This window comes from Paludibacterium sp. B53371, assembly GCF_018802765.1.
In the GTDB taxonomy this organism is placed as follows: Bacteria; Pseudomonadota; Gammaproteobacteria; order Burkholderiales; family Chromobacteriaceae; genus Paludibacterium.
The window spans coordinates 2,197,670-2,222,859 of the sequence record NZ_CP069163.1 but is presented as its reverse complement, the minus strand read 5'-3'; the positions used below and the strand labels follow the sequence as shown (position 1 = coordinate 2,222,859).

General features: G+C 63.0%; 18 protein-coding genes. 16 read left to right on the top strand and 2 right to left on the bottom strand.

Going from position 1 to position 25,190, the window contains the following annotated elements; all coding sequences use genetic code 11:
- Positions 1 to 138: 138 nt before the first annotated feature.
- The gene (locus JNO51_RS10670) at positions 139 to 5,181 is read left to right on the top strand and encodes a hypothetical protein (RefSeq protein WP_215776881.1); all 5,043 of its coding nucleotides are present in this window, start codon (positions 139 to 141) and stop codon (positions 5,179 to 5,181) included.
- 54 nt (positions 5,182 to 5,235) lie between these two features.
- Here JNO51_RS10670 and JNO51_RS10665 read toward each other — a convergent pair whose 3' ends face one another.
- Together JNO51_RS10665 and JNO51_RS10660 are read right to left on the bottom strand one after the other, a co-directional pair.
- Positions 5,236 to 6,417, bottom strand: a complete 1,182-nt coding sequence (locus tag JNO51_RS10665; RefSeq protein WP_215776880.1) for an acetyl-CoA C-acetyltransferase — start codon at positions 6,415 to 6,417, stop codon at positions 5,236 to 5,238.
- Positions 6,418 to 6,566: 149 nt separating this feature from the next.
- Positions 6,567 to 8,312: an alpha/beta hydrolase gene (locus JNO51_RS10660; RefSeq protein ID WP_215776879.1), complete on the bottom strand. Its 1,746-nt coding sequence runs from the start codon at positions 8,310 to 8,312 to the stop codon at positions 6,567 to 6,569.
- A 248-nt stretch (positions 8,313 to 8,560) separates the two neighbouring features.
- Here JNO51_RS10660 and JNO51_RS10655 point away from each other — a divergent pair, with 248 nt between their 5' ends.
- The 15 genes from JNO51_RS10655 (at position 8,561) to accD (ending at position 25,169) form a co-directional block, all read left to right on the top strand.
- On the top strand, positions 8,561 to 9,214 hold the full coding sequence (locus tag JNO51_RS10655) for a fumarylacetoacetate hydrolase family protein (protein WP_215776878.1): 654 nt from the start codon (positions 8,561 to 8,563) through the stop codon (positions 9,212 to 9,214).
- Positions 9,211 to 9,624 (top strand): RNA-binding S4 domain-containing protein, encoded by a 414-nt coding sequence (locus tag JNO51_RS10650; RefSeq protein ID WP_215776877.1) that lies wholly within the window; start codon positions 9,211 to 9,213, stop codon positions 9,622 to 9,624. Before JNO51_RS10655 ends, JNO51_RS10650 begins: the two co-directional genes overlap by 4 nt.
- Positions 9,624 to 10,778, top strand: coding sequence for an MFS transporter (locus tag JNO51_RS10645; RefSeq protein WP_215776876.1), 1,155 nt, complete (start codon positions 9,624 to 9,626; stop codon positions 10,776 to 10,778). The genes JNO51_RS10650 and JNO51_RS10645 overlap by 1 nt, the downstream gene beginning before the upstream one ends.
- A 247-nt stretch (positions 10,779 to 11,025) precedes the next feature.
- On the top strand, positions 11,026 to 12,432 hold the full coding sequence (leuC, locus tag JNO51_RS10640; RefSeq protein WP_215776874.1) for a 3-isopropylmalate dehydratase large subunit: 1,407 nt from the start codon (positions 11,026 to 11,028) through the stop codon (positions 12,430 to 12,432).
- Positions 12,433 to 12,441: 9 nt separating this feature from the next.
- Positions 12,442 to 13,077, top strand: coding sequence for a 3-isopropylmalate dehydratase small subunit (leuD, locus tag JNO51_RS10635; RefSeq protein WP_215776871.1), 636 nt, complete (start codon positions 12,442 to 12,444; stop codon positions 13,075 to 13,077).
- Positions 13,078 to 13,092: 15 nt separating this feature from the next.
- Positions 13,093 to 14,157 carry a 3-isopropylmalate dehydrogenase gene (gene leuB / locus JNO51_RS10630; RefSeq protein ID WP_215776869.1) on the top strand — a complete coding sequence of 355 codons (1,065 nt, stop codon included), beginning with the start codon at positions 13,093 to 13,095 and terminating at the stop codon, positions 14,155 to 14,157.
- A gap of 41 nt (positions 14,158 to 14,198) precedes the next feature.
- Positions 14,199 to 15,311, top strand: coding sequence for an aspartate-semialdehyde dehydrogenase (gene asd, locus JNO51_RS10625; RefSeq protein WP_215776866.1), 1,113 nt, complete (start codon positions 14,199 to 14,201; stop codon positions 15,309 to 15,311).
- Positions 15,312 to 15,428: 117 nt separating this feature from the next.
- Positions 15,429 to 16,442, top strand: coding sequence for an aspartate-semialdehyde dehydrogenase (locus tag JNO51_RS10620; RefSeq protein WP_215776864.1), 1,014 nt, complete (start codon positions 15,429 to 15,431; stop codon positions 16,440 to 16,442).
- A 139-nt stretch (positions 16,443 to 16,581) separates the two neighbouring features.
- A complete protein-coding gene (locus JNO51_RS10615) occupies positions 16,582 to 18,711 on the top strand; it encodes a FimV/HubP family polar landmark protein (protein WP_215776862.1) in 2,130 nt (709 codons plus the stop codon).
- Positions 18,712 to 18,766: 55 nt separating this feature from the next.
- Positions 18,767 to 20,683, top strand: coding sequence for a FimV family protein (locus tag JNO51_RS10610; protein WP_215776860.1), 1,917 nt, complete (start codon positions 18,767 to 18,769; stop codon positions 20,681 to 20,683).
- 140 nt (positions 20,684 to 20,823) lie between these two features.
- The gene (truA, locus tag JNO51_RS10605; RefSeq protein WP_215776858.1) at positions 20,824 to 21,612 is read left to right on the top strand and encodes a tRNA pseudouridine(38-40) synthase TruA; all 789 of its coding nucleotides are present in this window, start codon (positions 20,824 to 20,826) and stop codon (positions 21,610 to 21,612) included.
- Between the two features lie 4 nt (positions 21,613 to 21,616).
- The gene (locus JNO51_RS10600; RefSeq protein WP_215776856.1) at positions 21,617 to 22,237 is read left to right on the top strand and encodes a phosphoribosylanthranilate isomerase; all 621 of its coding nucleotides are present in this window, start codon (positions 21,617 to 21,619) and stop codon (positions 22,235 to 22,237) included.
- On the top strand, positions 22,224 to 23,423 hold the full coding sequence (trpB, locus tag JNO51_RS10595; RefSeq protein ID WP_215776854.1) for a tryptophan synthase subunit beta: 1,200 nt from the start codon (positions 22,224 to 22,226) through the stop codon (positions 23,421 to 23,423). Before JNO51_RS10600 ends, trpB begins: the two co-directional genes overlap by 14 nt.
- 12 nt (positions 23,424 to 23,435) lie before the next feature.
- Positions 23,436 to 24,224, top strand: a complete 789-nt coding sequence (trpA, locus tag JNO51_RS10590) for a tryptophan synthase subunit alpha (protein WP_215776849.1) — start codon at positions 23,436 to 23,438, stop codon at positions 24,222 to 24,224.
- Positions 24,225 to 24,299: 75 nt separating this feature from the next.
- The gene (gene accD, locus JNO51_RS10585; RefSeq protein ID WP_215776846.1) at positions 24,300 to 25,169 is read left to right on the top strand and encodes an acetyl-CoA carboxylase, carboxyltransferase subunit beta; all 870 of its coding nucleotides are present in this window, start codon (positions 24,300 to 24,302) and stop codon (positions 25,167 to 25,169) included.
- The last annotated feature ends 21 nt before the right edge of the window (positions 25,170 to 25,190 follow it).

The window sequence follows — 25,190 nt, the reverse complement described above, 5'->3', positions numbered from 1 at the left end:
CCGACAGCTCGATGATCATGATCGGGTGGGGGGATTCGGAATGCTGCGTCAGCAGCTCGAATGACAGAGTCTTCCGATGTCGGGGTCCTGGCGCAGCAACCAGCATGAGCCGGTTTCCATTGCGACGGAGTCGCCACCATGCTGAGTTCTAACTTCTTCTCCCCCAGAAGTCTTGTCTGGCCCTCTCCTTCGGCGGAGGCGGCGTCGGTACGGCAGGAGGCCGATCCGAAGCCGACCCTGTCGAGCCCCGCCCGTCCCGGGGCAACCCGTTCCCGGCGCCGGAAGTCAACCCGCAAGGCGAGCCGGCAGTTCAACCAGGCCCGGCGTGCACTCAGTTCGCTGGCCGACCAGTCTTTTTCGGTGGACGAGCTGACGGTGCCCTATCGTCCTCTTGATGCGACAGCCGACATTGCATGGCACAGGCTGACATGGAAAGGGGTCATGCTGCTGGGCTGGGGCTCGTGGTTTGGCGGGCAGGGGGGGATGCATGCCGGGCAGGCCCGCGCCACCGCGGCATCGGGCGCTGCGTCCGCCCGTGCCGTCACCACGACGGACCACGAGTCGGTCCTGGCCATGTTGTCCCATCTGGGGGCAGCAGTCAGTGCAGGCATCGGCAAGGTACTGCAGGGCTGTGTGTTGCCGGGGGCGGCGGCATTGCCCTTGCGGGATACGCCGCCGCCCCCGCCGGCCAGCCTGTTTCCCGAGGCGCCGCAGTCCACCGCCGGTCGGCCAGCCGGCGAACCGGTATGGGGCGGGGCGGCGGTCTGCACTTCACGGGTCGATCTGGCCTGCGAGCAGGTGGCGGCTGGTATGGCGACGCAGCCGACGGTGCCGGAAGGCGCTGCCGTCGAGATTGGCCGCCAGCGGCGTGATCACGCGCGGCATTTTGTGCCGGCAGGGCGGGCGGTGTCGATGCCGCCGCCCTGGCAGAGCGCGGCGCAGAGTGAGCCGATGATCGAAGCGCAGATCCGTTCGGCCCATGCGGCGCTGATTCAACAGCATCCGGCGCTGCGTTCGCACCCCACGCCCAGTGCTGATCCGGGCGCTGCCTTGCAGGCCTGGTATGCCGATCTGGCTTCCGTGGTGCGCCAGCAGCATGCCGGGCTGAGTGCCGAGCGGGTGGCTGCCAAAACCTGGCAACGCTTGATCGCGGATTTTTTGCTTGTCCAGAACCTGCGATTCGAGCCAGAAAGCGAGGCCTGGCGCCGTGCCGAGCAGCAGGTGTTCCGCTTGTTGTGTTTTCGCGCGGATCCGCAATCGCTGCTTAGCTCGCTGGCCGGTGCCCTGCGCGGCAAGACCCTTGCAGAGGGACTCACCCTCTTGCGTCAGCAGATCGACAGCGGTCAGTTGCAGTCGGTATTGCGGCGCGGTCTGTGGCAGCCTGGCGGGCTGCTGGACAGCGACGCTGCCCGCCAGCGCCTGCTGGCCGAGGTGGAACCGCTGGCGCGGGTGCCGGCCGTCCAGGCAGCGCCGCTGGCCCAAATCCCCTGGGCCAGCCTGACCCATCTGACCCTGAGTACCGGGCTGGCGATGGAGCGTGAAGCCGGCTGGCCTTTTACTTCACTGGATTTCAGCCATCAGCTGGCTTTGCGCGCCATGCGCCAGCTGGCGCATGGCCTCGCTGTCGAACCGGTCGCGGCGCACGACGCGGCCCCGACCCCCTCACCCGGCGAGGGCGCCCGCCCCAGTCTGCAGCAGCAGGGACTGGTTATTGCCCTGGCGCTCGCTCATGCCCGGCACCATGGTCGTCTTGACCTCGAGCAGGAGCAGGCGCTGCGCCGTGAAGATCAGGCCGCACCGGTGCTGCAGAAGGTATTGCAGGACTATGCGAAAGACATGGAGAATGCGGCGCGTGCACAGGGGCGGGATCAGGCCGCCCTGACCCGGCTGCAGCAAATGGTGGAAGAACCCATGCCCACCGAGGAGGCGCTGTGCGACAACCTGTCCCTGCGATCCGGCTATCAGGCCGGCGAAGTGGTGCACGCTTTAGTCGAGCATCCTTCTGCTGCCGGACTGGGCAGTGGCCCACGGCTGCATGCCTTCCAGACCATCCGGGATCAGACCCTGTTGCAACTGTTGCAGGGCGGTTATCGCCAGGTGCAGCTGTACCGCAAGGGCAGCCAGGAGCGCGTGACGATCAACTTGTCCGAAGTGCGGGCGCAGTACGAGACCATGCTGGCCGACTATGCCAGGAAGCATCGCAGCACGCTGAAAGCGGTGCTCAAGATTGCGCTGGAAGAGCAGCTTGGGCGTCCGGTGGCGGCCGCTGAGGTTGAGGTCCTGCAGCCGCAGCTGGCGTTTGGCAGCGCGGCAGGGCAACGCGCCGTGATTCTCAAGGTCGCCGGATTGAGCGGGCCATTGTTCTTTCGTTGCGAGATCGATGCCCTGAATCACAAGCTGGCACGGATTGCCCCGATTGAAGATCCGGATCGGATGGGGGAGTCGCTGGCGGCATATTTTACCGAGGCACAATTGGTCCGCCTGCCCGCCGATCAGCGGCAGATGGTGCTGCAGCGGCTGGTGCCCAAAGCAGGTGAAGACAGCTGGGATGTGCTGTTCCGGCTCAGCGGCATCGAGACGCAGATCGACCAGGCCCTGCAACAAGCGGCACGCAGCATGAACCTGCCGTCGCTGACGGAGGCGCTGCTGGACCTGGTGCCGTTTGGCAACTGCATCAATCTGGCGCGTCAGTTGCTGGCCGGTCAGCGTGTCAGTGTCGACAACGCGGTCTGGTGCGCGGTCGATACGGTCACCAGCGTGCCGCAAGCCTATGGCCTGGGGCGGGCGCTGGTCAGCGGTGCCAGGGCCGTGGGTAGTCTGGTGCGCGCAGCCGCCAGCCTGACGGCACGGCAAATGCAAAAAACCACGGGCTTGCGCACCATGACGGCGGCGGCTCGCTGGCAAGGCTGGCATCAGGCGCGTACGCTGGCGCGTCAGCATGCGGTGCAGGGCTTGCAACAGGCAGCTGCCGCCGGCGGCGAACTGCTGGAAGATCTGGCTTCCAATCTGCATCCGGCGATGGCCGCCAAATCCCTGCTGGATGGTGCCGCCAGTCTGGGCAGCGTGCGCAGTATTGCCAATCTTGGCTTGCGCAGCAGTGCCGAACTGGTGGAGACCCTGCGGCCGAGTCTCAAGCGGGTGATGGCGGTCACGCCGCCCCCGCAACTGACCCAGCTCAAGCCGGCCACGCTGAAGAAGCTCTCCCAGGTGATGCAGCAGAACGAGAACGGTTACTGGCAGGTGGCGGAAGGCATGGTGCTGGCGGTCAAGAAAACCGATGGCGATTTCCGTCGTCCGTTGCTCACCCTGGCGGAGGATCCGGACGTGGTGCTGGTGGAGACCGGCGCTGGGGTCGCAACGCTGGCGCGCCTGACCGGTGAGCGTAATGCCCAGGGGCTGCCGGTGTTGCGTGCCTTCGATCCGCAAACGCATCAGGATGTCGGCCCGGACTTGCTGGCGCTGCCACCGCTGCGCTCGCAGACCGAGTATGTCGTGCGCGTGGAGCTGGAAGGTCAGGCGCTCACGTTGAAAAACCATGAACTGGAAAGCTGGCAGGATCCGCGTCTGCCAGGGGAGCCCGTGGCGGTGGCCGAGCTGAAAGACGGCTTTTATCGCTTACGGCTTGATGAGCAGGGTGTCGCGCAACTGGATGTGCTGGATGAAGCCGAAACCGTGGCATTTCTCGAGGCGCGCCAGGCGCGGCGAACGTCACCGCCGCTCACCGCGCTGCGCAGCCGGGACGAAATGCTGGACAGTATTCATGTTGACCATCGCTTTCAGCGCGCCGGCCAGCAGTTGCAGGCCTTGCTCGACGACCCTCAGGTGAAGCAACAGTTGCAAAACTGGCATGGCCTGTTGCCAATCAATAATGAGTTTTTGAACCTGCCTGACAAGGTGATCCAGGTACAGCAGGCCGGTCGCCTGCATGGCTGGGTGTCGCAGTATGATCGATTGGATCGCCTGCAGCAGTCGGCCAAACAGCACTTTATTGGTCTATACGGTAAGTGGCTTGAACAATGGCGCCAGGCGCGTGTGGTCCCGCACGGGCAGGCCCGGCCGGCGCCTTTGTCCGACAATGATCTGGCTTTCCTGATGCAGGTCCATGAGGCCTGGAAGCGCATCGACTGGAGTCACGCCAAGCCTCTCGGCACGGCGACGGAGATAGAGTTACATGCGGCGATGGTGGCGGCTGCGGCGGTGGACGAAAAACTGGCGCAACTGGCCAAGCTGCGCGGCAATCTGCCTCAGGTTGAGAGCGAATATCAGCGTGGCGTAGCGCGGGTCCGCCAGGCGGAAGCGCAGCCGCAGGCGGTTGCGCGTGAACAGGTGCGTTCGCTGGGGTTTGGCGATGATCAGTTTGCCCTGATCGAGCAGGCTCAACAGCAGCAAGAGTATGACAAGCTGATCAAAATGCTGGTTTATGAGGATGATCCGGCGCGTATCGGGTTTTTGCAGGAATCCATGCATCGCCTGCGCCAGAGGAGTAGTGATCTTTTCCAGCAGTCGATTCCGGCCAACCAGAATCAGATGAAACACTACCTCCAGTTTTCACCGCACTATCAGCGTGTCCAGTTATGGACACTTCAACTGGATGGACGTGGCTTTTGTGAAAGTTTTACCTATCTCTATGCGCTCGATAAGCTGCTGTCGCCGGAGCCGGCTGCGGGGGCACACTTGCTGGACAAGCTGTTTCGTCGTATGACCCTGCTTGGTGCCCGTGGGCAAAATGACAGGATGCGGCGCGAATTCAGACGACGTGCCTTGCTTGAACTGTATGCCGATCGGCAAATCAATCAACTGACCGACGCCCTGCCCAGATACGGCAATATTTCACCGCAAGGGCTGTGTCAGCATCTGCAGCAGATGTCCGGCCGACGTGCCGCTCTGATCAGTGATCGGCGCCACTTGACCGTGGTGGTCAGCGATGGCAGCCAGCATGCCTATTTCGATGCCAATCTGGGCGAGTGGCGTGGCTATGCCAGTTGGGAGGGGGTGCGGGCGGATCTGGACCGTTGGTTTTTGCGAAGGCATGGTCATACAGGCCAGACCGATGCCACAGGGGCGCCGCTCCTCGACGAGATCCAGCTGATGGATGAAAACGCTGCACAAGCGATGGATCAGGCTTTGCGCCAGGCACTGGCCCGTGGCGACCGGGTCGGTTCGCACGAACTGCTGGGCTGAAAAACGCCGCCCCCGCACTAGGCGGGGGCGGGCAGGGTCAGGCCGGGGTCAGACTCAGTCGCGTTCCAGCGCCAGCGCCACCCCCATGCCGCCGCCGATGCACAGGGTCGCCAGGGCCTTCTTGGCATCACGACGCTGCATTTCGTGCAGCAGGGTGACCAGGATACGGCAGCCGGAAGCGCCGACCGGGTGGCCCAGGGCAATGGCGCCGCCATTGACGTTCAGCTTGGCATTGTCCCACTTCAGTTCACGACCGACGCCCAGTGCCTGGGCGGCAAAGGCTTCGTTGCCTTCGATCAGATCGAGGTCATCCACCGTCCAGCCGGCCTTGGCCAGCACGCGCTGGGTGGCCGGTACCGGGCCCATGCCCATGATCGACGGTTCGACGCCGGCCGAGGCATAGGCCTTGATGCGGGCCAGCGGTTTCAGACCGAGCTGGTCGGCACGGGCGGCGCTCATCATGATCACGGCCGCGGCACCGTCGTTGATGCCGGAGGCATTGCCGGCGGTGACCGTGCCATCCTTCTTGAAGGCGGCGCGCAGCTTGCTCAGACCTTCCAGCGTGGCGCCAGCCTTGATGAACTCATCCTGGGCGAAGGCAATCGGATCGCCCTTGCGCTGCGGGATCAGCACCGGAATGATTTCGTCGACAAAGCGCCCGGCCTTCTGGGCTGCTTCGGCCTTGTTCTGCGAGCTGACCGCAAAGGCATCTTGCTCCTCGCGGCTGATGCCATATTTTTCGGCGATGTTCTCCGCCGTGATGCCCATGTGGTACTGGTTGTAGGCATCGGTCAGCGCGTCATAGACCATGCTGTCGACCAGGGTGGCCGGCCCCATGCGGAAGCCGTCACGCGAGCCCGGCAGCAGGTGCGGGGCGATGCTCATGTTTTCCTGGCCGCCGGCAATCACAATGTCGGCGTCGCCGCAGGCAATGGCCTGGGCGGCCAGATGGGTGACTTTCAGACCGGAGCCGCAGACTTGGTTGATGGTCAGGGCCGGGATCTCGACCGGCAGTCCGGCCTTGATCAGCGCCTGGCGAGCCGGGTTCTGGCCGCAGCCGGCCGTCAGAACCTGACCCATGATCACTTCCGAGACTTGTTCCGGCTTGATGCCGGTCTTTTCCAGCAATGCCTTGATGACGGTGGCGCCCAGTTCATGGGCAGGAATCTTGGCCAGCGAGCCGCCGAAGTTACCGAGGGCAGTGCGGCCTGCTGCGACGATCACGACTTCTTGCATGAGTTTCTCCTGAGAAATGGGGACCGCGACTCAGTCAGGCAGCGCTTGCCGCCACACTGTCACTGCCGCGCCCCAAGTGCCAAACAAGGCGGACATTCTTGTTATGAAAATGCAGGGTGGCGGCCTGCCTGGCGCAGGCCTCCCCCGGGTTACTGAACGTTGGCCAGGGCGGTCGGCATGGCCTTGGCCTTGACATAGCTGCCCGGCGCAGCCTCCAGCGGCGGGAAGCTCTTGTTGCCCAGGGTCTTGGGCGCCGCGACCTTCTTGCCGGATTGCGGGGCGAGCCAGCTGTCCCAGTCCTTCCACCAGCTGCCGGGACGGCTTTCTGCGTGGTCGAACCAGGTCTCGGCATCCAGCGGCAATTCATCGTTGACCCAGTAGTTGCGCTTGTCCTTGGTCACCGGGTTGATCGACCCGGCGATGTGACCGGACGCCCCCAGCACGAAGCGGCGTGAGGGGGCGCCGCTGAAGTACTTCAGACCGGCGCTGGCCGAGGTCCACAGTACGATGTGGTCTTCGCGGGCGGCAAACATGTAGACCGGAATATCGATGGTGCCCAGATCGATCGGCACGCCGCACAGGGTGACGCCACCCGGCTGCACCAGCGCATTGTTGAGGTAGAACTGGCGCAGGAAGAAGGTGTGCATCGGCAGCGGCAGGTCGACGGCATCGTTATTCCAGTAGAGCAGGTCGAACGGTGCCGGGGTCTTGCCGAGCAGATAATTGTTGACCACGTAGTTCCACACCAGGTCGTTGGCACGCAGCGAGGCAAAGGTGCGGCCGATTTCCTTGCCGCTGATGATGCCGCCCTGGGCCATCTTGGCTTCGCGTTGCTCCACCATGTGCTCGTCGATGTACACCTTGATTTCGCCCGGCTCGCTGTGGTCGATCAGCGAGGTCATGAAGGTGGCCGAGTTGACCCAGTCCAGGCCACGGGCCTTCATCACCGCCAGCGAGGTCGCCAGAATCACGCCACCGATACAGAAGCCCAGGGCATTCATCTTCGGCTGGCGGGTAATCTTCTTGACCACTTCGGCGGCTGCCAGCACGCCATCTTCGATGTAATTGTCCCAGGTGAAGTGCTTCATCGACGGCTCGGCCGAGCGCCAGCTGACCAGGAACACCCGGTAACCCTGGGCGACGAAGTGGCGCACCATGGAGTTTTCCGGCTGCAGATCCATCAGGTAGTACTTGTTGATGCAGGGCGGCACGATCAGCAGCGGCATCTCGTACACCTGCTCGGTGGTCGGGGTGTATTGCAGCAGCTCGATCAGCTCGTTGCGGAACACCACCTGGCCCGGGGTGGCGGCGATATTGACGCCGATTTCGAAGCGGCTTTCGTCCGACATCGAAATATGGCCCTTTTCAATATCGGCCATCATGTTCTTCATGCCCTCGACCAGGCTCTCGCCCTTGGTCTCGACGGCATGACGGATCACCTCCGGGTTGGTGAGGATGAAGTTGCTGGGCGACATGGCGTCCAGATACTGGCGGGTGATGAAGGACAGGCGTTCCTTGCTGTCGCCCTCCAGCTGGGCCTGATCGACCATCTGGGTCATCCAGTTGGAGGTCGTGAGGTAGCTCTGCTTGAGATAGCTGTAGAAGGGATGTTCGTTCCATTCCGGCGCGGCGAAACGGCGATCTTTGCTTTCGGGGGCGTCGGCCGCCTGTTGCTGGCCGAGAAACTGCATCCACAGACCCATCTGTTGCTGGTACAGATTATTTTGCAGTGCAAAAAAAGGATTGCTTTCGCTGAACGCCTGGCGCCAGACAGCGAAAGGATTGTTCTGGTCGGCGCCGGACAATGACTCGGTGAACTGCTGGAGCCATTGTTGGTTGGCGGCGGTAAGATTCTCGAAAAACTGATCCAGAGAGACTGTCGTATCCTGACTCAAAATCCACTCCTCAAGCGTGTGTTCGAGAGGGCTGGCGGCCTGGCCGCTGCCCGGGCGCGTCGCTGGAATCTGACGCCGTCATGGACTGACTGTAACAAGAAATTATGACGTTTACACGTTAGCACACATTCATTTACGCAAATTTCCGCTCCTCGGCCCGTCGTCTGTTGCGCAATGCACCATTTTCTTTCTGTTGAAAGCACGGGTGCAAGTGAGATAATCAGACATAATTTTCCAAGGGAGATGTCATGGCACATGTCATGGTAGAGGGCAAACCGACCCAGGTAGGCAGTATTTTCTGTGTCGGACGCAATTACGCCGCCCATATTGCCGAGCTTAACAATGTCCGCGATGCCATGCCGCTGGTTTTTCTGAAGCCGCAGGGGGCCTTGCTGGGGCCGGGGCAGACCTTCTCCTTGCCGGATTATTCGCAGGATGTGCACCACGAGTGCGAGCTGGTGCTGCTGATGGGCGCCGATGCCGATCATGTATCGGCCGAGCAGGCGCTGTCGCTGATTGCCGCTTATGGCATCGGCCTGGATCTGACCGCACGTGATGTGCAGAGCGAACTCAAGGCCAAGGGACATCCCTGGACCCGTGCCAAGGGCTTTCGCGCCTCGGCCTGTGTGTCGGACTTCGTGGCAGCCAGCCGTGTGGCCGATCCGAGCCGTCTGCGCTTTTCCTTCAGCATCAACGGCGAGGTGCGCCAGCGTGGGGATACGGCCATGATGCTGCTCGGCGTGGCCGAGCTGGTGAGCTGGCTGTCGGCGGAATATGGTCTGAAAAAAGGCGATTTGATTTATACCGGTACGCCGGAGGGGGTCGGACCGATCCACGCTGGTGCCGAGCTGGACGCTGAGCTGGAGGGCCTGGTCCGTGCACAATGGGTGGTGGCACGATGAGTCGCAAACCTGCCGAGCCGGTGGAGGAGAGTGGCAAGACCCGGCTGGATAAATGGCTGTGGGCAGCGCGGTTTTTCAAGACCCGCCAGCTGGCGCATGAAGCCATCGAGCTGGGGCGGGTGCTGGTCAACGATGATCGCGTCAAACCTTCGCGGACGGTGAATGTCGGCGACCGTCTGTTCCTGCGACTGAATCAGCTGGAGTACCACGTCACCGTGCTTGGCCTGAGTGCCCAGCGCAAATCGGCCAAGGAGGTGCATCTGCTGTATGAGGAGCGTGCCGAGTCGCTGGCCGCCCGCGAAGAGAAGGCTGCGCTGCTGCGTGCCGAGCGGGCCAGTTTCCCGCATGGAGAAGGGCGTCCGACCAAACGTGCCCGGCGCGACATCATGCGGCTGAAGGATGGCTTTTAGTGACCTCCCTGCTGCCCTTCGCCACGTTCTATTTCTGCTACTTTGCCTATGCCGGGGTATTCAACCCCTTCTGGGGGCTCTACCTCGATTCTCTGTCTTTCTCGCCCTGGCAGATTTCACTGCTGATCGCGCTGTCGACCATGGCGCGTATCGTTGCTCCGGGCTTCTGGGGCTGGCTGGCCGACCGTCGCGGTCAACGCCGGCCGCTGATCATCGTGACCTCGCTGCTGGCTGCGCTGGGTTTTCTGCTGATCTGCCTGCATGACAAGACGTTTGGCTGGGTGTTCGTGTGTCTGGCCGGGGTGCACTTTTTCTGGGCGGCCTCTCTGCCGCTGGTGGAGGCCAGTACCGCGCATCTGACGCGCAGTGAACCCGGGCGTTACAGCCGGGTACGGGTCTGGGGGTCGATCGGTTATCTGATCCTGGTGGTGGCCACCGGTTATGCCCTCGACTGGCTCAAACTCAGTTCGCTGCCCTGGATGGCCTTCGCCTTGCTGTGTGCCGTGCTGTGGTCAGCCTGGCGTCTGCCCGAGGTCGCGGCACCACAGCGGGTGCGCAGTCGGCATTCACTATGGGGCACTCTGCGCCGGCCGGCGGTGATCGCCCTGTTTGCCTGCACCTTCCTCATGGCTTTTGCCTTCGGGCCTTATTACACTTTTTATTCCATTGGCCTGAAGCAGGCCGGTTTTGACAAAAGTCTGATTGGCTGGCTGTGGGCGGTCGGGGTCATGGCCGAGATCGGCGTGTTCTGGTTCATGCCGCGCATCATGCGTGCCATGCCGCTGGAGCGACTGATGCTGCTGTCCCTGCTGGCGGCAGTCGTGCGCTTTGGCGTCATGGCGCTGGCCATCGGCAATCCGCTGCTGGCCGTGCTGGCGCAATTGCTGCATGCGCCAACCTTTGCCATTCATCATGCGGCTTCAATCGGCCTGATTCACCGCCATTTCGAAGAGCAGCATCATGCCAAGGGTCAGGGGCTGTACATCATCTCGTCTTTCGGGATTGGCGGCAGTCTTGGCGGGCTGCTGGCCGGCGCACTCTGGACACACGGCGGGGTGCCGCTGGTTTTCGGTATTTCGGCGGCCGCCGCGCTTGCCGGGGGGCTGGTGGCCTTGCTCGGTTTGCGTCAGACCGTGGGGGCCTCGCCGCGATAGCCCGCTTTTAACCACTTCATTCTGCTGCATTTGGACGTTTCGTCCAACAATTCCGACACCCTGTCCAATGCCCGGTTTTTTCGACAAAAACCGGGCGTTTTGCTGCTTGTAAGCGGTGATGTTGCTATGCAAGAATGGTCAAAATCAAAAAGTTAATAGCCCGTTTGTGCAACATTCCGACCATTCTGATAGTCGAAGCATGCCGGCGGGTGTACTTAAAAATTTGGACAAAGTCGAGAAACCAGAGATGAGCGGACAAACCCTGTACGACAAGCTGTGGGCGCGTCATGTGGTGCATCAGGAGGCTGACGGGACGGTGTTGCTTTACATCGACCGGCATCTGGTGCACGAGGTGACCAGCCCGCAAGCCTTCGAAGGCCTGAAACTGGCCGGGCGCCAGCCGTGGCGCATTCAGTCGGTGGTCGCTACTGCCGATCACAATACCCCTACCGATCATTGGGAGCTGGGCATCCAGGACCCGATTTCGCGTCTGCAGGTCGAAACGCTGGATGCCAATATCCGTGAATATGGTGCGCGTGCCTATTTCCCGTTCCGCGACAGCCGTCAGGGCATCGTGCATGTGATCGGGCCGGAGCAGGGCGCAACGCTGCCGGGCATGACCGTGGTGTGCGGCGACAGCCATACCTCGACTCATGGCGCATTCGGTGCCCTGGCGCATGGCATCGGGACGTCGGAGGTCGAGCATGTCCTGGCGACCCAGTGTCTGGTGGCCAAAAAATCCAAGAACATGCTGGTGCGCGTCGATGGTGTATTGCCTGCCGGCGTGACCGCCAAGGACATGGCACTGGCGATCATCGGCAAGATCGGTACCGCTGGCGGGACAGGCTATGCCATTGAGTTCGGTGGCGCGGCCGTGCGCGCTCTGTCGATGGAAGGTCGCATGACGCTGTGCAATATGGCCATCGAAGCCGGCGCCCGTTCTGGCCTGGTGGCCGTCGATCAGACGACCATCGACTATATCCGGGGTCGTCCGCTGGCGCCGGATGCCGCCCGCTGGGAGGCGGCTGTCGCCGACTGGCTGACCCTGGTGTCCGACGACGATGCGGTGTTCGATGCCGTGGTGACGCTGGATGCCGCCGAGATCGTGCCACAGGTAACCTGGGGTACCTCGCCGGAGATGGTGATCGGTGTGGATGGTCTGGTGCCGGATCCGGCCCGCGAAAGTGACCCGGTCAAACGCGAAAGCATCGAGCGTGCCTTGCACTACATGGGTCTGGCGCCCTACACCCCGATCAGCGAGATTGCCGTCGACAAGGTGTTCATCGGTTCCTGTACCAACTCGCGCATTGAGGATCTGCGAGCGGCCGCTGCCGTGGTGCGTGGCCGCAAGAAGGCCGACAGCGTGCGTCAGGTGCTGGTCGTGCCGGGGTCCGGGCTGGTCAAGGCGCAGGCCGAGGCCGAGGGGCTGCATCAGGTATTTATCGATGCCGGTTTCGAGTGGCGTGAACCGGGCTGCTCGATGTGTCTGGCGATGAATGCCGACCGCCTGGAGGCTGGCGAGCGCTGTGCCGCGACCTCCAACCGCAACTTCGAGGGTCGTCAGGGGCAGGGCGGGCGCACCCATCTGGTGAGTCCGGCCATGGCCGCTGCCGCCGCGGTCAGCGGTCATTTCGTCGACATCCGTACCTTCTGAGGAGCCAGCATGCGAGCCTTTACCACACTCGACGGGCTGGTTTGCCCGCTGGATCGCGCCAATGTCGATACCGACGCGATCATTCCCAAGCAGTTTCTCAAGTCGATCAAGCGCGCCGGTTTCGGTCCGAATCTGTTCGACGAATGGCGTTACCTGGATCATGGCGAGCCCGGCATGGACAATAGCCGCCGCCCGTTGAATGACGATTTCGTGTTGAACATGCCGCGATTCCAGGGCGCACAGATCCTGCTGACGCGCGAGAACTTCGGTTGCGGTTCCAGTCGCGAGCATGCGCCCTGGGCGCTGGAGGATTATGGTTTCCGTGCCGTGATCGCCCCGAGCTTCGCGGATATTTTCTTCAATAACTGCTACAAGAACGGCTTGCTGCCGATTGTGCTCTCGGCGCAGGTGGTCGACCGGCTGTTTGTGGAGTGTGCCACCCACCCCGGGTACCGGTTGACCATCGACCTGGAGAAGCAGGTGGTCAACAGCCCGGCCGGACGCAGTTATCACTTCGAGATTACCGAGCATCGCAAGCATTGCCTGCTCAACGGGCTGGATGAAATCGGCCTGACCTTGCAGCACGCCGACAAGATCCGTGCTTTTGAAACCCGTATCGCGGCCGACAAGCCCTGGTTGCTGTAAGTCGAGGAGACCGACATGAAAATTGCCGTATTGCCCGGTGACGGGATCGGCCCGGAAATTATCGCCCAGGCGTGCCGCGTGCTGGAGGTCCTCAGGGCGGACGGTCTGCCGCTGGAAACCGAATTCGGCGTTTTGGGCGGCGCCGCCTATGACCGCCATGGCGAACCCTATCCCGAGGCGACGCGCCAGCTGGTGCATGCCGCGGATGCCGTGCTGCTCGGTGCCGTCGGCGGGCCGCAGTATGACAAGCTTGACCGTCCCCTGCGCCCCGAGCGTGGCCTGCTGGCCATCCGCAAGGATCTGAACCTGTTTGCCAATCTGCGCCCGGCCGTGCTGTATCCGGAGCTGGCCTCGGCGTCCACCCTCAAGCCGGAGGTGGTGTCCGGACTGGACATCATGATCGTGCGCGAGCTGACGGGTGACATTTACTTTGGCCAGCCGCGCGGCATTTCGGTCAACGAGCTGGGCGAGCGCGAGGCCTACAACACCATGCGCTACAGCGAGAGCGAGGTGCGTCGCATTGCCCATGTGGCCTTTGGCATTGCCATGAAGCGCAACCGCAAGCTGTGCTCGGTCGACAAGGCAAATGTGCTGGAGACCACCGAGTTCTGGAAGGAAATCATGATCGAAGTCGGCCAGGCGTATCCCGAGGTCGAACTCAGTCATATGTATGTGGATAACGCCGCCATGCAGCTGGTGCGCAACCCGAAGCAGTTTGACGTGATGGTGACGGGCAATATCTTCGGCGACATCCTCAGCGATGAAGCCTCGATGCTGACCGGCTCGATCGGCATGCTGCCATCCGCCTCGCTGGACGAGAACAACAAGGGTCTGTACGAGCCCAGTCATGGCTCGGCGCCGGATATCGCCGGACGCGATCTGGCCAACCCGCTGGCGACCATCCTGTCGGCGGCCATGATGTTGCGCTACACCTTCAATCGCAATGACGCTGCCGAACGGGTGGAGAATGCGGTGAAAAAGGTGTTGGCCGCCGGTCTGCGTACCGGGGATATTTATGAGCCGGGCTGTGAAAAGGTCAGCTGCAGTGCCATGGGTGACGCTGTCGTCGCGGCGCTGTGAGCGCCAGACAACAACAGAATGCGAGATTGAAAGGACATCTGATGAGAGTAGGGTTTGTAGGTTGGCGCGGCATGGTCGGCTCGGTGCTGATGCAGCGCATGCAGGAAGAGCGCGATTTTGCCCATATCGATGAGCCGGTGTTTTTCACCACCTCCAATGTCGGCGGCAAGGCACCGGCCATCGGCCGCGAGCTGCCGCCGCTCAAGGATGCCTATGCCATCGCCGAACTGCAGGCGATGGATGTCATCGTGACTTGCCAGGGGGGGGATTACACGAATGAGGTCTATCCCAAGCTGCGAGCTGCCGGCTGGAAGGGCTACTGGATTGATGCCGCCTCGTCGCTGCGCATGGCCGACGACGCGATCATCATCCTCGATCCGGTCAATCGCGATGTGATTGATCGCGGCCTGGGCGAGGGCATCAAGAACTATATTGGCGGAAACTGTACCGTGTCGCTGATGTTGATGTCGTTGTCCGGCCTGTTCCAGCGTGATCTGGTTCAGTGGGTCAGTGCCATGACCTATCAGGCTGCTTCGGGCGGCGGTGCGCAGCACATGCGCGAGCTGCTGACCGGCATGGGCACCCTGCACGGTGCGGTGGCCGCCCAGCTGGCCGATCCGGCCAGCGCCATCCTGGATATTGACCGGGCGGTGACCGCGACCCTGCGCGACGACGCTTTCCCCTGCCAGCAGTTCGGCGTGCCGCTGGCCGGCAGCCTGATCCCCTGGATCGACAAGGATCTGGGTAATGGCCAGTCGAAGGAAGAGTGGAAGGGGCATGCCGAAGCCAACAAGATTCTCGGCCGCGGCGATGACCCGGTGATCGTCGATGGTCTGTGTGTGCGCGTTGGTGCCATGCGTTGCCACAGTCAGGCGCTGACCATCAAGCTGCGTCGTGATGTGCCGCTGGACGAAATCAACGACATGCTGGCCTCGGCGCACCAGTGGGCTCAGGTCGTGCCCAACGAGCGCGAGGCCACCATGCGCGCCCTGAGTCCGGCCGCTGTCAGCGGAACGCTGCGCACCCCGGTGGGACGCCTGCGCAAGCTGGGTATGGGCGGGGAGTATCTCTCGGCCTTTACCGTCGGCGACCAGCTGCTGTGGGGGGCGGCGGAACCGCTGCGTCGCATGCTGCGGATTTTGCTGGAGCGGTAATCAATCCGGACGGACTTTGTAACATTTTCTGATTGAGCGCTAGAATACGGCTTAAATCAGCTCTTATATATCGATCAGGGGCGCGCAAGCGCCCCTGTTGCTTACAGGATTTTCATCATGTCGCAAGCTCTGCAAGTTGCCGTTGTCGGCGCTACCGGTCTGATCGGCCAGGCGCTGCTCGATCTGCTGGCTACCCGCCAGTTCCCCGCCCAGCGTGTCTTTGCCGTTGACGAGTCGCAGCACGAAGGGGAAACGGTCGCCTTTGGCAATCTGGAGCTGGATGTGCAGTCCATCGATGATTTTTCCTTCGAAAACGTCGGCCTGGCGTTTTTTGTCGCCGGCAGCGAACTGTCGCGCCAGCGGGTGCCGGAGGCGCGGGCCGCCGGTGCCAGCGTCATCGATTTCAGTTCGGCGTTTCGCCACGACGAACAGGTAGCTTTTGTCGTGCCGCGCATCAACGGGGCCAGTCTGGCCGCGCAGGAAGACACCTCGCTGGTGTCCGTGCCGAACTGCACGGTCACCCCTCTGGCGGTGGCGCTCAATGCGCTGGCCGGCCATGGCCTGGGCCGGGTGACGGTATCGACCTACCAGTCGGTGTCGGGCAGCGGCCAGCAGGCGCTGGAAACCCTGGCCGACCAGACGACGGCGCTGTTTGCCCAGCGTGAGGTCGAGACGGCGGTTTATCCCAAGCGTATCGCCTTCAACCTGCTGCCGTGCATCGGTGAGGTGGCGGCGGACGGGCACAGCAGCGAAGAGCAGTCGGTGATCGACGAAGTGCGTCGCCTGCTTGGTGTGCCGTCCTTGCCGGTGGAGGTGACCTGCGTGCGGGTGCCGGTGTTCTTTGGTCATGCCTGGGCTGTACATGTGGCACTGGACAAGCCGCTGGAGGTCGATCGGGCCCGCAAGCTGCTGGCTGCCAGCGGCATCCATGTGGTGGATGAGCCGCAACGCGAGGATGGCTATGCCACACCGATGGAAGTGGCCGGCTCCGACCGCATCTGGGTCAGTCGCGTACGCGCTACCCCGGCGGGTTTAGCTTTCTGGCTGACGGCCGATAATGTCCGTGTCGGTGCCGCGCTCAATTGTGTCGAAGTCGCGGAAGTGCTACTCAAGGCCGGCAAGTTGAATTGATGACATAAGGTTTGTGCTGGTCAATTGTTCCAGCACATTCTAATATTGCAGTATTTAGCGCCATTTGGCGTCTGTGCGCCATATGTTGTGTCCCGACCAGCGCGGCGGGTGACGATCTGCCGCGCGAGGAGACGATGTGTTGAGACGATACCTTGCCGGACTGGCCCTGATCCTGTTTGCCGTCTGTGCCCGGGCTGAACTGGGCCCCATCGTGCTGTATTCCCGGCTGGGCGAACCGCTGCGGGCCGAGGTGGCCATTACCCGCCCGGAAGCCATCGACTTCATGCACTGGCGCGTCGGTCTGGCCGATCGGGCCGCCTTCGACAATCTCAACGTGGTGTATCTGCCCGAGCTGGCCGATCTGCGGTTTTCCCTGCGCGCCGGTCCGCGCGGCCCGGTGGTGCTGATCCGTTCGCAAAAGCCGATTCGCACGCCTTATCTGCAATTCGTGCTGGCCCTGAAGACCACCGGCGGGCAGTGGGTAAGCGCTTATGATCTGAAACTCGAGTCGCGTGGCGAGGGGGATGTGGTCGATGTGCCGGTGGAAACCACCCCGGCTGCCAATGCCGCTCCGGCGATGCCGCAGCGGCTGAAGGTCGGCAAGCAGGACAGTCTGGCTTCGCTGGCCGCCCGTGTGCGTCCCAAAGGCGTGGCGCCAGAGCAGGCCATGGCGGCACTGTATCAGGCCAACAAGCGTCAGTTTCTGCCGGGCACTCCGCCGGTGCCGCGCAGTGGCAGTGAACTGCAGGTGCCGTCTGCTGCCGCGATGCGTGCACTGACGCTTGCCCGGGCGCGTGCCATCCTGCATCCGCAAACCCAGGTGGCTGCCCCGCGCAACATTCGTCCTGCGGTCCCCCTGAGCGAACCGCTGCCGCCGCCCGACAAGATTGCCGTGCCGCCGACGGCTGCTGCTCACGCCGCGCCGGCACCGGCACCGGCACCGGCTGGCGCCGCGGCGCATCCGGCCACCGAGGCCCATCCGGCCCCGCCACCGCCGCTCGCGGCCTCACAGATCGCGGCTTATGCCGCTTCCGAGGCGGCTGCGCACGCCAAGATCGATACCCTGCAGCAGCAGGTCCAGCAGCGTGCCGAAGCGCTGAAGAAAGCCAACCAGCATATCGATCAGCTCAACAAGCAGATCAAGTCCTTGCAGGCCTCCGAGGCGGCCACGGCCAATTTGCTGGCCAAGGGTTTCAACTACCGCAACCCGCTGAATCTGGCGATGGCAGCGGGTGCCGTGGCGCTGATTGCCGTGTTGTTCTTCCTGCTCGGGCGTCGCCGTTCGGCCAACGGCAAGAAGAAAGCACCGAAATCTCCGGGCAAGCACCCGCTGGCCACGACCGGCGTGGCCCAGCCCGATCCGGCCGCTGCCGAGGCCAGCGGTCATGGCGATCCGCTGGCGGAGGCAGAGGTGTATCTGGCCTATGGTCATGATGATCAGGCTGAGGACATTCTGCGCAAGGCGCTGGATCAGCATCCGGGACGCCAGGATCTGCGCAGCAAGCTGCTGGAGATCTATGCGGCTCGGCCCGACAAGGTGAAATTCGAAGTGTTGGCGCGTGAGGTGCACGACGCCTATGACGGACGCGGAGCGCTCTGGGAGCGGACCCGCGCCATGGGCGCGGCCATCGATCCGGAAAATCCGCTGTATCTGCCGGAGAACCCGGCGGCGGTGGCGGCCGCGGCGGCGACACCGATGATGGATTTCTCGGCGCTGGAAACGCCGGTGGGTTCGGAGGAGTCCGAAATGTTGCCGGTTTCGCCTGCTGAACCGCCTCTGGCGCTGCCGGAGACTGAACTGCCGGCCGAGGGACAGGTCGAAACCCCTGCAGCTGAAAATTCCGACGGAAACAGCCTGCTGGATTTTGATTTTTCCCTTGAAAACAATGCGTCATTGCCTTCGGCCGAACCGGCATTGGACATCGAGCCTGATTTGTCTATGCTGAATGATCCCGAGCCTGTTGCAGAGGAACCGGTCATTGAGATGCCTCCGGTCGCCGACCCGGTACCGGCCGCTCCCGTTGAAGAGGCGGTGGCCGGGACGGCATCGGCACCTGCCGTCAGCGGTGCCGGAGAGGTCCTGGTGGAAGACATCAGCCTGCCGCCGTCGAAAGACGAGGAGGCCTTGTCGACCAAGCTGGATCTTGCCCAGGTTTATATCGACATGGGCGACAACGAAGGTGCCCGCGAGGTGCTCAACGAACTGATCCGCGAGGCCGGCGGCAAGTTGAAGCAGCGGGCCGAAGACATGTTGGCGCAAGTTGCATGAGTAGCCAGATGAATACGTTGACATTCTGTTTTGTTGCCGCTGCCGGAGGGCAGCAGTGAAGCGTCCGGTACGACGCCAGTTGCTGGCGGTGGCCGTCTCCGGCCTGTTCGCCTGGCCGCATGCCGCCCAGGCAGGGCTGGGGGCGATCGAGGTGCTGTCTGCCCCGGGAGAGGCCTTTACGGCGCTGATTCCCTTTGTGGACGACATGCCGGGCGAGGATGCCGTGGTATCGCTCGCCGATCGCAACCGTTACCCGATGCTGTCTCCCTACAGCAGTTCGGCCGGCCAGCTGCACTTTACCCTGCAAAAATCCGTCGATGGCAAACCGACCGGCATTCTGGTGTTCGGACCGGAGCATTTTGCCGAGAAGGAGCTGGATTTTGCCGTCGCGCTGCGCTGGGCTTCGGGCGGCGCGGTGCGCGAGTACCAGGTCAGCGAACGTCATGCGGCGGCCGGTCAGAAGAAGCGGACGCCGGCTCCTGCGCCGGATCGGAAACCCTCGCTGTTGCCCTCGGTGCATGGCGGTCATGGTCATGTGGCCCTGGGGGACCTGAAGGTCCTGTCCCAGGCGCGTGAACCCCTGCTGGCCGAGGCTCCCCTGCTGGGGGTGGCACCCGCCGATACGGCACGCCTGAAAGTGCGTGTTTCTCCGTTGTCTGCCGCGGGTAAACCCTCTGCCGAGACACTTTCGCTGCTGTCTTCGATGCGCTACTCCGTCATCAGTGGTCCGGATGGCAGCCGGGTGCTGCAGCTGATTTCGACGGAAGCGCTGATGTTGCCGCGGCTGGATTTCCGCCTGGATGTCCGGCTGGATGAAGCGCGGCTGGTTCGCCATTACCAGCTGGACGCGAAGGATCTGCAGATTGTTGTGTCCGAGCAGGCCGAGCCTGCCGCGACCACCGATCTTCAGAGCGAGCGGACAGGCGCCGATGCCGATGGCCGGTTCCTGACCTGGCGCGTTCAGCCAAAGGAGTCCTTGTCGTCGATCGCCAGCCGCTTGCGTCCTGACAGCCTCTCACTGGCCTCGGTCATGCAGCGCCTGTACCGTAACAACCCGGAGGCCTTCATCGCTGGCGATATCAATCGTCTGCGCGCCGGTGTGTTGTTGCGTTATCCGGCACAGTGGTCGCCAAGGCAGGATGCCGCGACGCCGGATGCCTCCCCGGCGTCCGCAGCCGCTGCCGGCCAGCCGGCCGTCGTCCAGCTGAATGCGCCGTTACCCGGCATCGAGGATAGCCAGTCCCGTCTGGCCGACTTGCGCGCCAAGCTGGCGCAGCAAGAGCGCCAACTGTCGGATGCCGACACCATCGCCCGGTCGCTGGAGAAAAAATTGCAGGCCCTGCAGCAGCAAAAATCCGTCGCTGCGCCGCCTGTCGTCAAGGCCAGGTCTTCCTCCTCCATGGTGGCCGCCACCGCCGCCGGGGGCATACTGCTCGCGGCAGCGGTGACGGCCCTGGCTTTGCGCCGCCGCCATCAGCGCCTGCAGGCTCAGCAGGCAGAGGGGCTGGATCGCGGTACCACGGTCGAGGGGATGCGGCAATGGCTGCGCTATGACCCTACCCGGGACGATCTGCGCTATCGCCTGCTGCTGTTGCTGGCCAGTCAGAATGACCGTGAGGGGTTTATCGAGCAGGCTGAAATGGCACGCAGCCGTTTCGATGCGGGGGGCGAGATGTGGCAGGGCGTGTTACGCATGGGTCGCGAGTTGGCGCCGGATCATGACTGGGAGCGTCGTGCGACGGTTGTCGCCCCGGCGGCTGCCGCCATGCCGGAACGCCCTCTGCGCGAGCTGGGTGGCTTGGATGAACTGGCCGATGATCTGGTTGTGTTCCGTGATGCGGCGGTCGATTTTGATACGGCCGAGGCACCGGAATTGCCTCAGCCGATTGATCAGAAAGCCCTGGCACTGCTGTTCCAGGAAATGGGCGATCACAAATCCGCTCAGGAGATGGCACGTCACCCGGGCAGTTGAGCCCGATGCAGAATCTGTCAGGAAGGCCGGACATTTGTCTGGCCTTTTTTATGTCGGCCCCGTGGTCAGACCACCATGGCTTGAGGTAGAGTGAATCATTTGGCGCAGGGATTGGCTGTCGGATCAAGGATGGAATATCAATGAGAATTGCGCTCGGCTTGGAGTATGACGGTCGGGCGTTCGCTGGCTGGCAAACGCAACCGCACGGCAATACGGTACAGGATCAACTCAATCGCGCCCTGAGTGCCATCGCCGGCGTGCCGGTCAGTACCATGGCGGCAGGGCGTACAGATGCCGGGGTGCACGCCTCCAGGCAGGTGGTGCATTTCGATTGCGCCGTGTCGCGCCCGGACAATGCCTGGGTGCGTGGCGTCAACAGCCATCTGCCTGCGGCCATCAGTGTCTTGTGGGCACGTCAGGTTGCGGATGACTTCCATGCACGGTTTTCGGCCTTTTCCCGCAGCTACAGCTACTACCTGCTGACGCATCCGGTGCGTCCGGCCCTGCTGGCAGGCAAGGTGGGCTGGTATCACCAGTCACTGGACGTGGATGCCATGCGCACAGCGGCTGCCTGTCTGATCGGGCGTCATGACTTTTCCAGCTTCCGCGCTGCGGAGTGCCAGGCCAAAAGTCCGGTCAAGGATCTGCAAAAACTGGATCTGGTCGAGCATCAGGGCCTGATTCGCTTCGATCTGCTGGCCGATGCTTTTTTGCATCATATGGTGCGCAATCTGGTGGGGGCGCTGCTGTATGTCGGCAAAGGCGCACTGAGCGTCGATGACATGCGCCAGTTGCTGGCGGCGAGAGATCGCACGACGGCACCGCCGACCTTCATGCCCGATGGGCTGTACCTGACCGGGGTGGGCTATCCGGCGCACTTTAACTTGCCGTCCGAGACGGAGACGGCGCGGCTGACACTATGGAGATGAGGGCATGACCCGGGTGAAGATTTGCGGGATTACCCGCCCTGAAGACGGTGTCGAGGCGGCCCGGCTGGGTGCCGATGCCATCGGGCTGGTGTTCTATCCCAGAAGTCCGCGTCATGTATCGCTGACCGCTGCGCGTCAGGTAGTGGCGGCGCTGCCGCCATTCGTCAGCGTGGTGGCGCTGTTTGTCGATCCGTCGCGCGAGGCGGTCGAGGAGGTCCTGGCCGCCGTGCCGGTGGATGTGCTGCAGTTTCATGGCGATGAGTCTGCCGATTTTTGCCGCGCCTTCGCCCGTCCTTATCTGAAGGCGGTGCGGATGCGGCCGGGGGTGGACTTGCTGGCCCTGGCCGGCGTGTTTCACGATGCAAGAGGCCTGCTGGTGGATGCCTTTGTCGATGGTGTCCACGGAGGGACCGGGACGCGATTCGACTGGTCGTTGTTGCCGGAAAGGTTGCCGGTGCCGCTGATTCTGTCCGGCGGGCTGGATGAGAAAAATGTCGCCGATGCGGTACGGCAGGTGGGTCCTGCTGCCGTGGATGTGTCGAGCGGTGTGGAAGTGTCAAAGGGGATCAAGGATGCCCGCCGCATGGCGGCATTCATTCAAGGAGCAAAGTATGGGTCAGTATGATCTTCCCGATGCCGGGGGCCGTTTCGGCGCCTATGGTGGCATCTATGTGGCCGAAACATTGATGGCGGCCCTTGAGGAACTGAAGGCAGAGTATGCCCGTGCCAAGGCCGATCCGGCCTTCTGGGACGAATACCGTCGCGAGCTGGCGCATTTTGTCGGCCGTCCTTCGCCGATCTACCATGCACGCCGATGGTCGGAAATGCTCGGTGGTGCCCAGATCTATCTCAAGCGGGAAGACCTCAACCATACCGGTGCCCACAAGGTGAACAACACCATTGGCCAGGCCCTGCTGGCCCGCCGCATGGGCAAGAAGCGCGTGATTGCCGAGACCGGTGCCGGTCAGCACGGCGTCGCCTCGGCGACCGTGGCGGCCCGTTACGGCATGGAGTGCGTGGTCTATATGGGGTCGGAAGACATCAAGCGGCAATCGCCCAATGTCTATCGCATGAAACTGCTTGGCGCCACCGTGGTGCCGGTCGAGTCCGGTTCGCGCACGCTGAAGGATGCCCTCAACGAGGCCATGCGCGATTGGGTGACCAATGTCGATACCACGTTCTACATTCTCGGTACGGCTGCCGGTCCGCATCCTTATCCGATGCTGGTGCGTGACTTTCAGCGCGTGATCGGTGAAGAGTGCAAGGTTCAGATGCCGGAAATGATCGGCCGCCAGCCGGATGTGGTGGTGGCGTGCGTCGGGGGAGGCTCCAATGCCATCGGCCTGTTCCATCCCTATATCGATGTGCCGGGCGTGCGCATGGTCGGTGTCGAGGCGGGCGGCGAAGGTCTGGATGGCCTGCGCCATGCCGCGCCGCTGTCAGCCGGTACCCCCGGGGTGCTGCATGGCTTCCGCGGCTATCTGATGCAGGATGCCGATGGCCAGATCATGGAGACCCACTCGGTGTCTGCCGGGCTGGATTACCCCGGCGTCGGTCCGGAGCATTGCTATCTGAAGGACAGTGGTCGCGCCGAATATACCGCCATCAACGATGATGATGCGCTCAAGGCCTTCCATGACTGTTGCCGTATGGAGGGCATCATTCCGGCGCTGGAGTCCAGCCATGCACTCGCCTGGGCCGCCCAGGCGGCGCCAACCATGTCGCGCGACCAGGTGATTCTGGTCAACCTGTCCGGACGGGGCGACAAGGATATCAACACCATTGCCGGCCTGTCCGGCATCAGCCTGTAAGCGGGGGCGCACATGTCGCGAATTGCAGAGTGTTTCAATCGTCTGGCGGGTGAGAAGGCGCTGATTCCGTTTATCACCGCCGGTGATCCCAACCCCAAACTCACCGTCGACCTGATGCATGGTCTGGTGGAGGGCGGGGCGGACATCATCGAACTGGGCGTGCCGTTTTCTGATCCGATGGCGGACGGTCCGGTGATCCAGCGAGCCTCGGAGCGGGCGCTCAAGCACCATGTCAGCCTGACCCAGGTGCTGGAAATGGTCGCCGCATTCCGTCTGGAAAATTCCTATACTCCGGTCGTGCTGATGGGGTATCTCAACCCGGTCTGCGCCATGGGGTTCGAGCGCTTCGCCGAGCGCGCGCGCGCGGTGGGGGTCGATGGCGTGCTGACCGTGGATTGCCCGCCGGAAGAGGCCGAGGCACTGACCGGCGCGCTGACTGCCGCCGGTCTGGATCCGATCTTTCTGGTGGCCCCGACCACGCCGCCGGAGCGGGTGGCGCAGATCGGCCGACTGGCGCGCGGATATGTCTATTATGTGTCGCTAAAAGGCGTAACTGGTGCCGGTCATCTGGACATTGCTGAAGTTACGGGTAAAATTGCCGCCCTTAGGGAGTCAATTCCCGTGCCTATCGGAGTGGGTTTCGGCATTCGTGATGCGGAAACCGCCCGAGCACTGTCAGTCACTGCCGACGCCATTGTGGTGGGCAGCCGACTGGTGCAGGAAATCGAGGCCGCCGAGCCGCAAGCTGCCAAAGGGCGGCTCGCGCGTCTGGTGGCCGAATTGAAATCGGCCATTCGCTAGAGTTTTTGCTCTCTAGCGTGTTGAGCCTGACGTGACGACCCGGCCAGGCCGGGTCGAATTGTCCAAGGAGTCTGCATGAGCTGGTTGAACAAGCTCCTGCCGCCGAAGATCAAGCGCGAAGGTCGCGCGGATCGACCGTCGGCGGTGCCGGAAGGTTTGTGGAGCAAATGCTCCGCATGCGAAGCCGTACTGTATTACACCGATCTCGAGTCCAATCTGCAGGTTTGTCCCAAGTGCGGGCATCATCACCCGCTGCATGCGCGTGCGCGTCTCGAGGTGCTGCTGGATCAGGAAGGCCGGCGCGAAATCGGCAGCGAGGTCAAGCCGGTTGATGTGCTGAAGTTCAAGGACAGCAAGCGTTACATTGACCGCCTGGGTGCCGCCCAGTCCGATACGGCGGAAGACGATGCGCTGGTGGTCATGCAGGGCAGCATCCTGTCGGTACCGGCCGTGGTTGCCGCGTTTGAATTCAAGTTCATCGGCGGTTCGATGGGCTCGGTCGTGGGCGAGCGCTTCGTGCGTGGCGTCCAGGCGGCCGTCGAGGCCCGTGCGCCGTTCATCTGCGTCTCTGCCTCCGGCGGGGCGCGCATGCAGGAAGGGCTGAACTCGCTGATGCAGATGGCCAAGACCAGCGCCGCGCTGGATCTGCTGGCTGAGTCGCGTCTGCCTTTCATCTCCATTCTGACCGATCCCACCATGGGGGGGGTATCGGCATCGTTTGCCTTCCTGGGGGACGTGGTGCTGGCCGAGCCGGGCGCCCTGATCGGCTTCGCCGGCCCGCGCGTCATCGAGCAGACGGTTCGGCAGACCCTGCCGGAAGGTTTTCAGCGTTCCGAGTTCCTGCTGCAGAAGGGCGCCATTGACCAGATCGTCGATCGCCGCGAACTGAAGCAGAAGGTGGCCGACCTGCTGACGCTGCTGATGCGCGAGCCCTCGGTCGCCTGAGTCTGTCCGGCCTGCGCCGGC

What these genes read in the sequence shown, in the direction of transcription:
- JNO51_RS10670 (WP_215776881.1), top strand. Translation starts at nt 139, where the DNA reads ATGCTGAGTTCTAACTTCTTCTCCCCCAGAAGTCTTGTCTGGCCCTCT.
- JNO51_RS10665 (WP_215776880.1), bottom strand. Translation starts at nt 6,417, where the DNA reads ATGCAAGAAGTCGTGATCGTCGCAGCAGGCCGCACTGCCCTCGGTAAC.
- JNO51_RS10655 (WP_215776878.1), top strand. Translation starts at nt 8,561, where the DNA reads ATGGCACATGTCATGGTAGAGGGCAAACCGACCCAGGTAGGCAGTATT.
- JNO51_RS10650 (WP_215776877.1), top strand. Translation starts at nt 9,211, where the DNA reads ATGAGTCGCAAACCTGCCGAGCCGGTGGAGGAGAGTGGCAAGACCCGG.
- leuC (WP_215776874.1), top strand. Translation starts at nt 11,026, where the DNA reads ATGAGCGGACAAACCCTGTACGACAAGCTGTGGGCGCGTCATGTGGTG.
- leuD (WP_215776871.1), top strand. Translation starts at nt 12,442, where the DNA reads ATGCGAGCCTTTACCACACTCGACGGGCTGGTTTGCCCGCTGGATCGC.
- leuB (WP_215776869.1), top strand. Translation starts at nt 13,093, where the DNA reads ATGAAAATTGCCGTATTGCCCGGTGACGGGATCGGCCCGGAAATTATC.
- asd (WP_215776866.1), top strand. Translation starts at nt 14,199, where the DNA reads ATGAGAGTAGGGTTTGTAGGTTGGCGCGGCATGGTCGGCTCGGTGCTG.
- JNO51_RS10620 (WP_215776864.1), top strand. Translation starts at nt 15,429, where the DNA reads ATGTCGCAAGCTCTGCAAGTTGCCGTTGTCGGCGCTACCGGTCTGATC.
- truA (WP_215776858.1), top strand. Translation starts at nt 20,824, where the DNA reads ATGAGAATTGCGCTCGGCTTGGAGTATGACGGTCGGGCGTTCGCTGGC.
- JNO51_RS10600 (WP_215776856.1), top strand. Translation starts at nt 21,617, where the DNA reads ATGACCCGGGTGAAGATTTGCGGGATTACCCGCCCTGAAGACGGTGTC.
- trpB (WP_215776854.1), top strand. Translation starts at nt 22,224, where the DNA reads ATGGGTCAGTATGATCTTCCCGATGCCGGGGGCCGTTTCGGCGCCTAT.
- trpA (WP_215776849.1), top strand. Translation starts at nt 23,436, where the DNA reads ATGTCGCGAATTGCAGAGTGTTTCAATCGTCTGGCGGGTGAGAAGGCG.
- accD (WP_215776846.1), top strand. Translation starts at nt 24,300, where the DNA reads ATGAGCTGGTTGAACAAGCTCCTGCCGCCGAAGATCAAGCGCGAAGGT.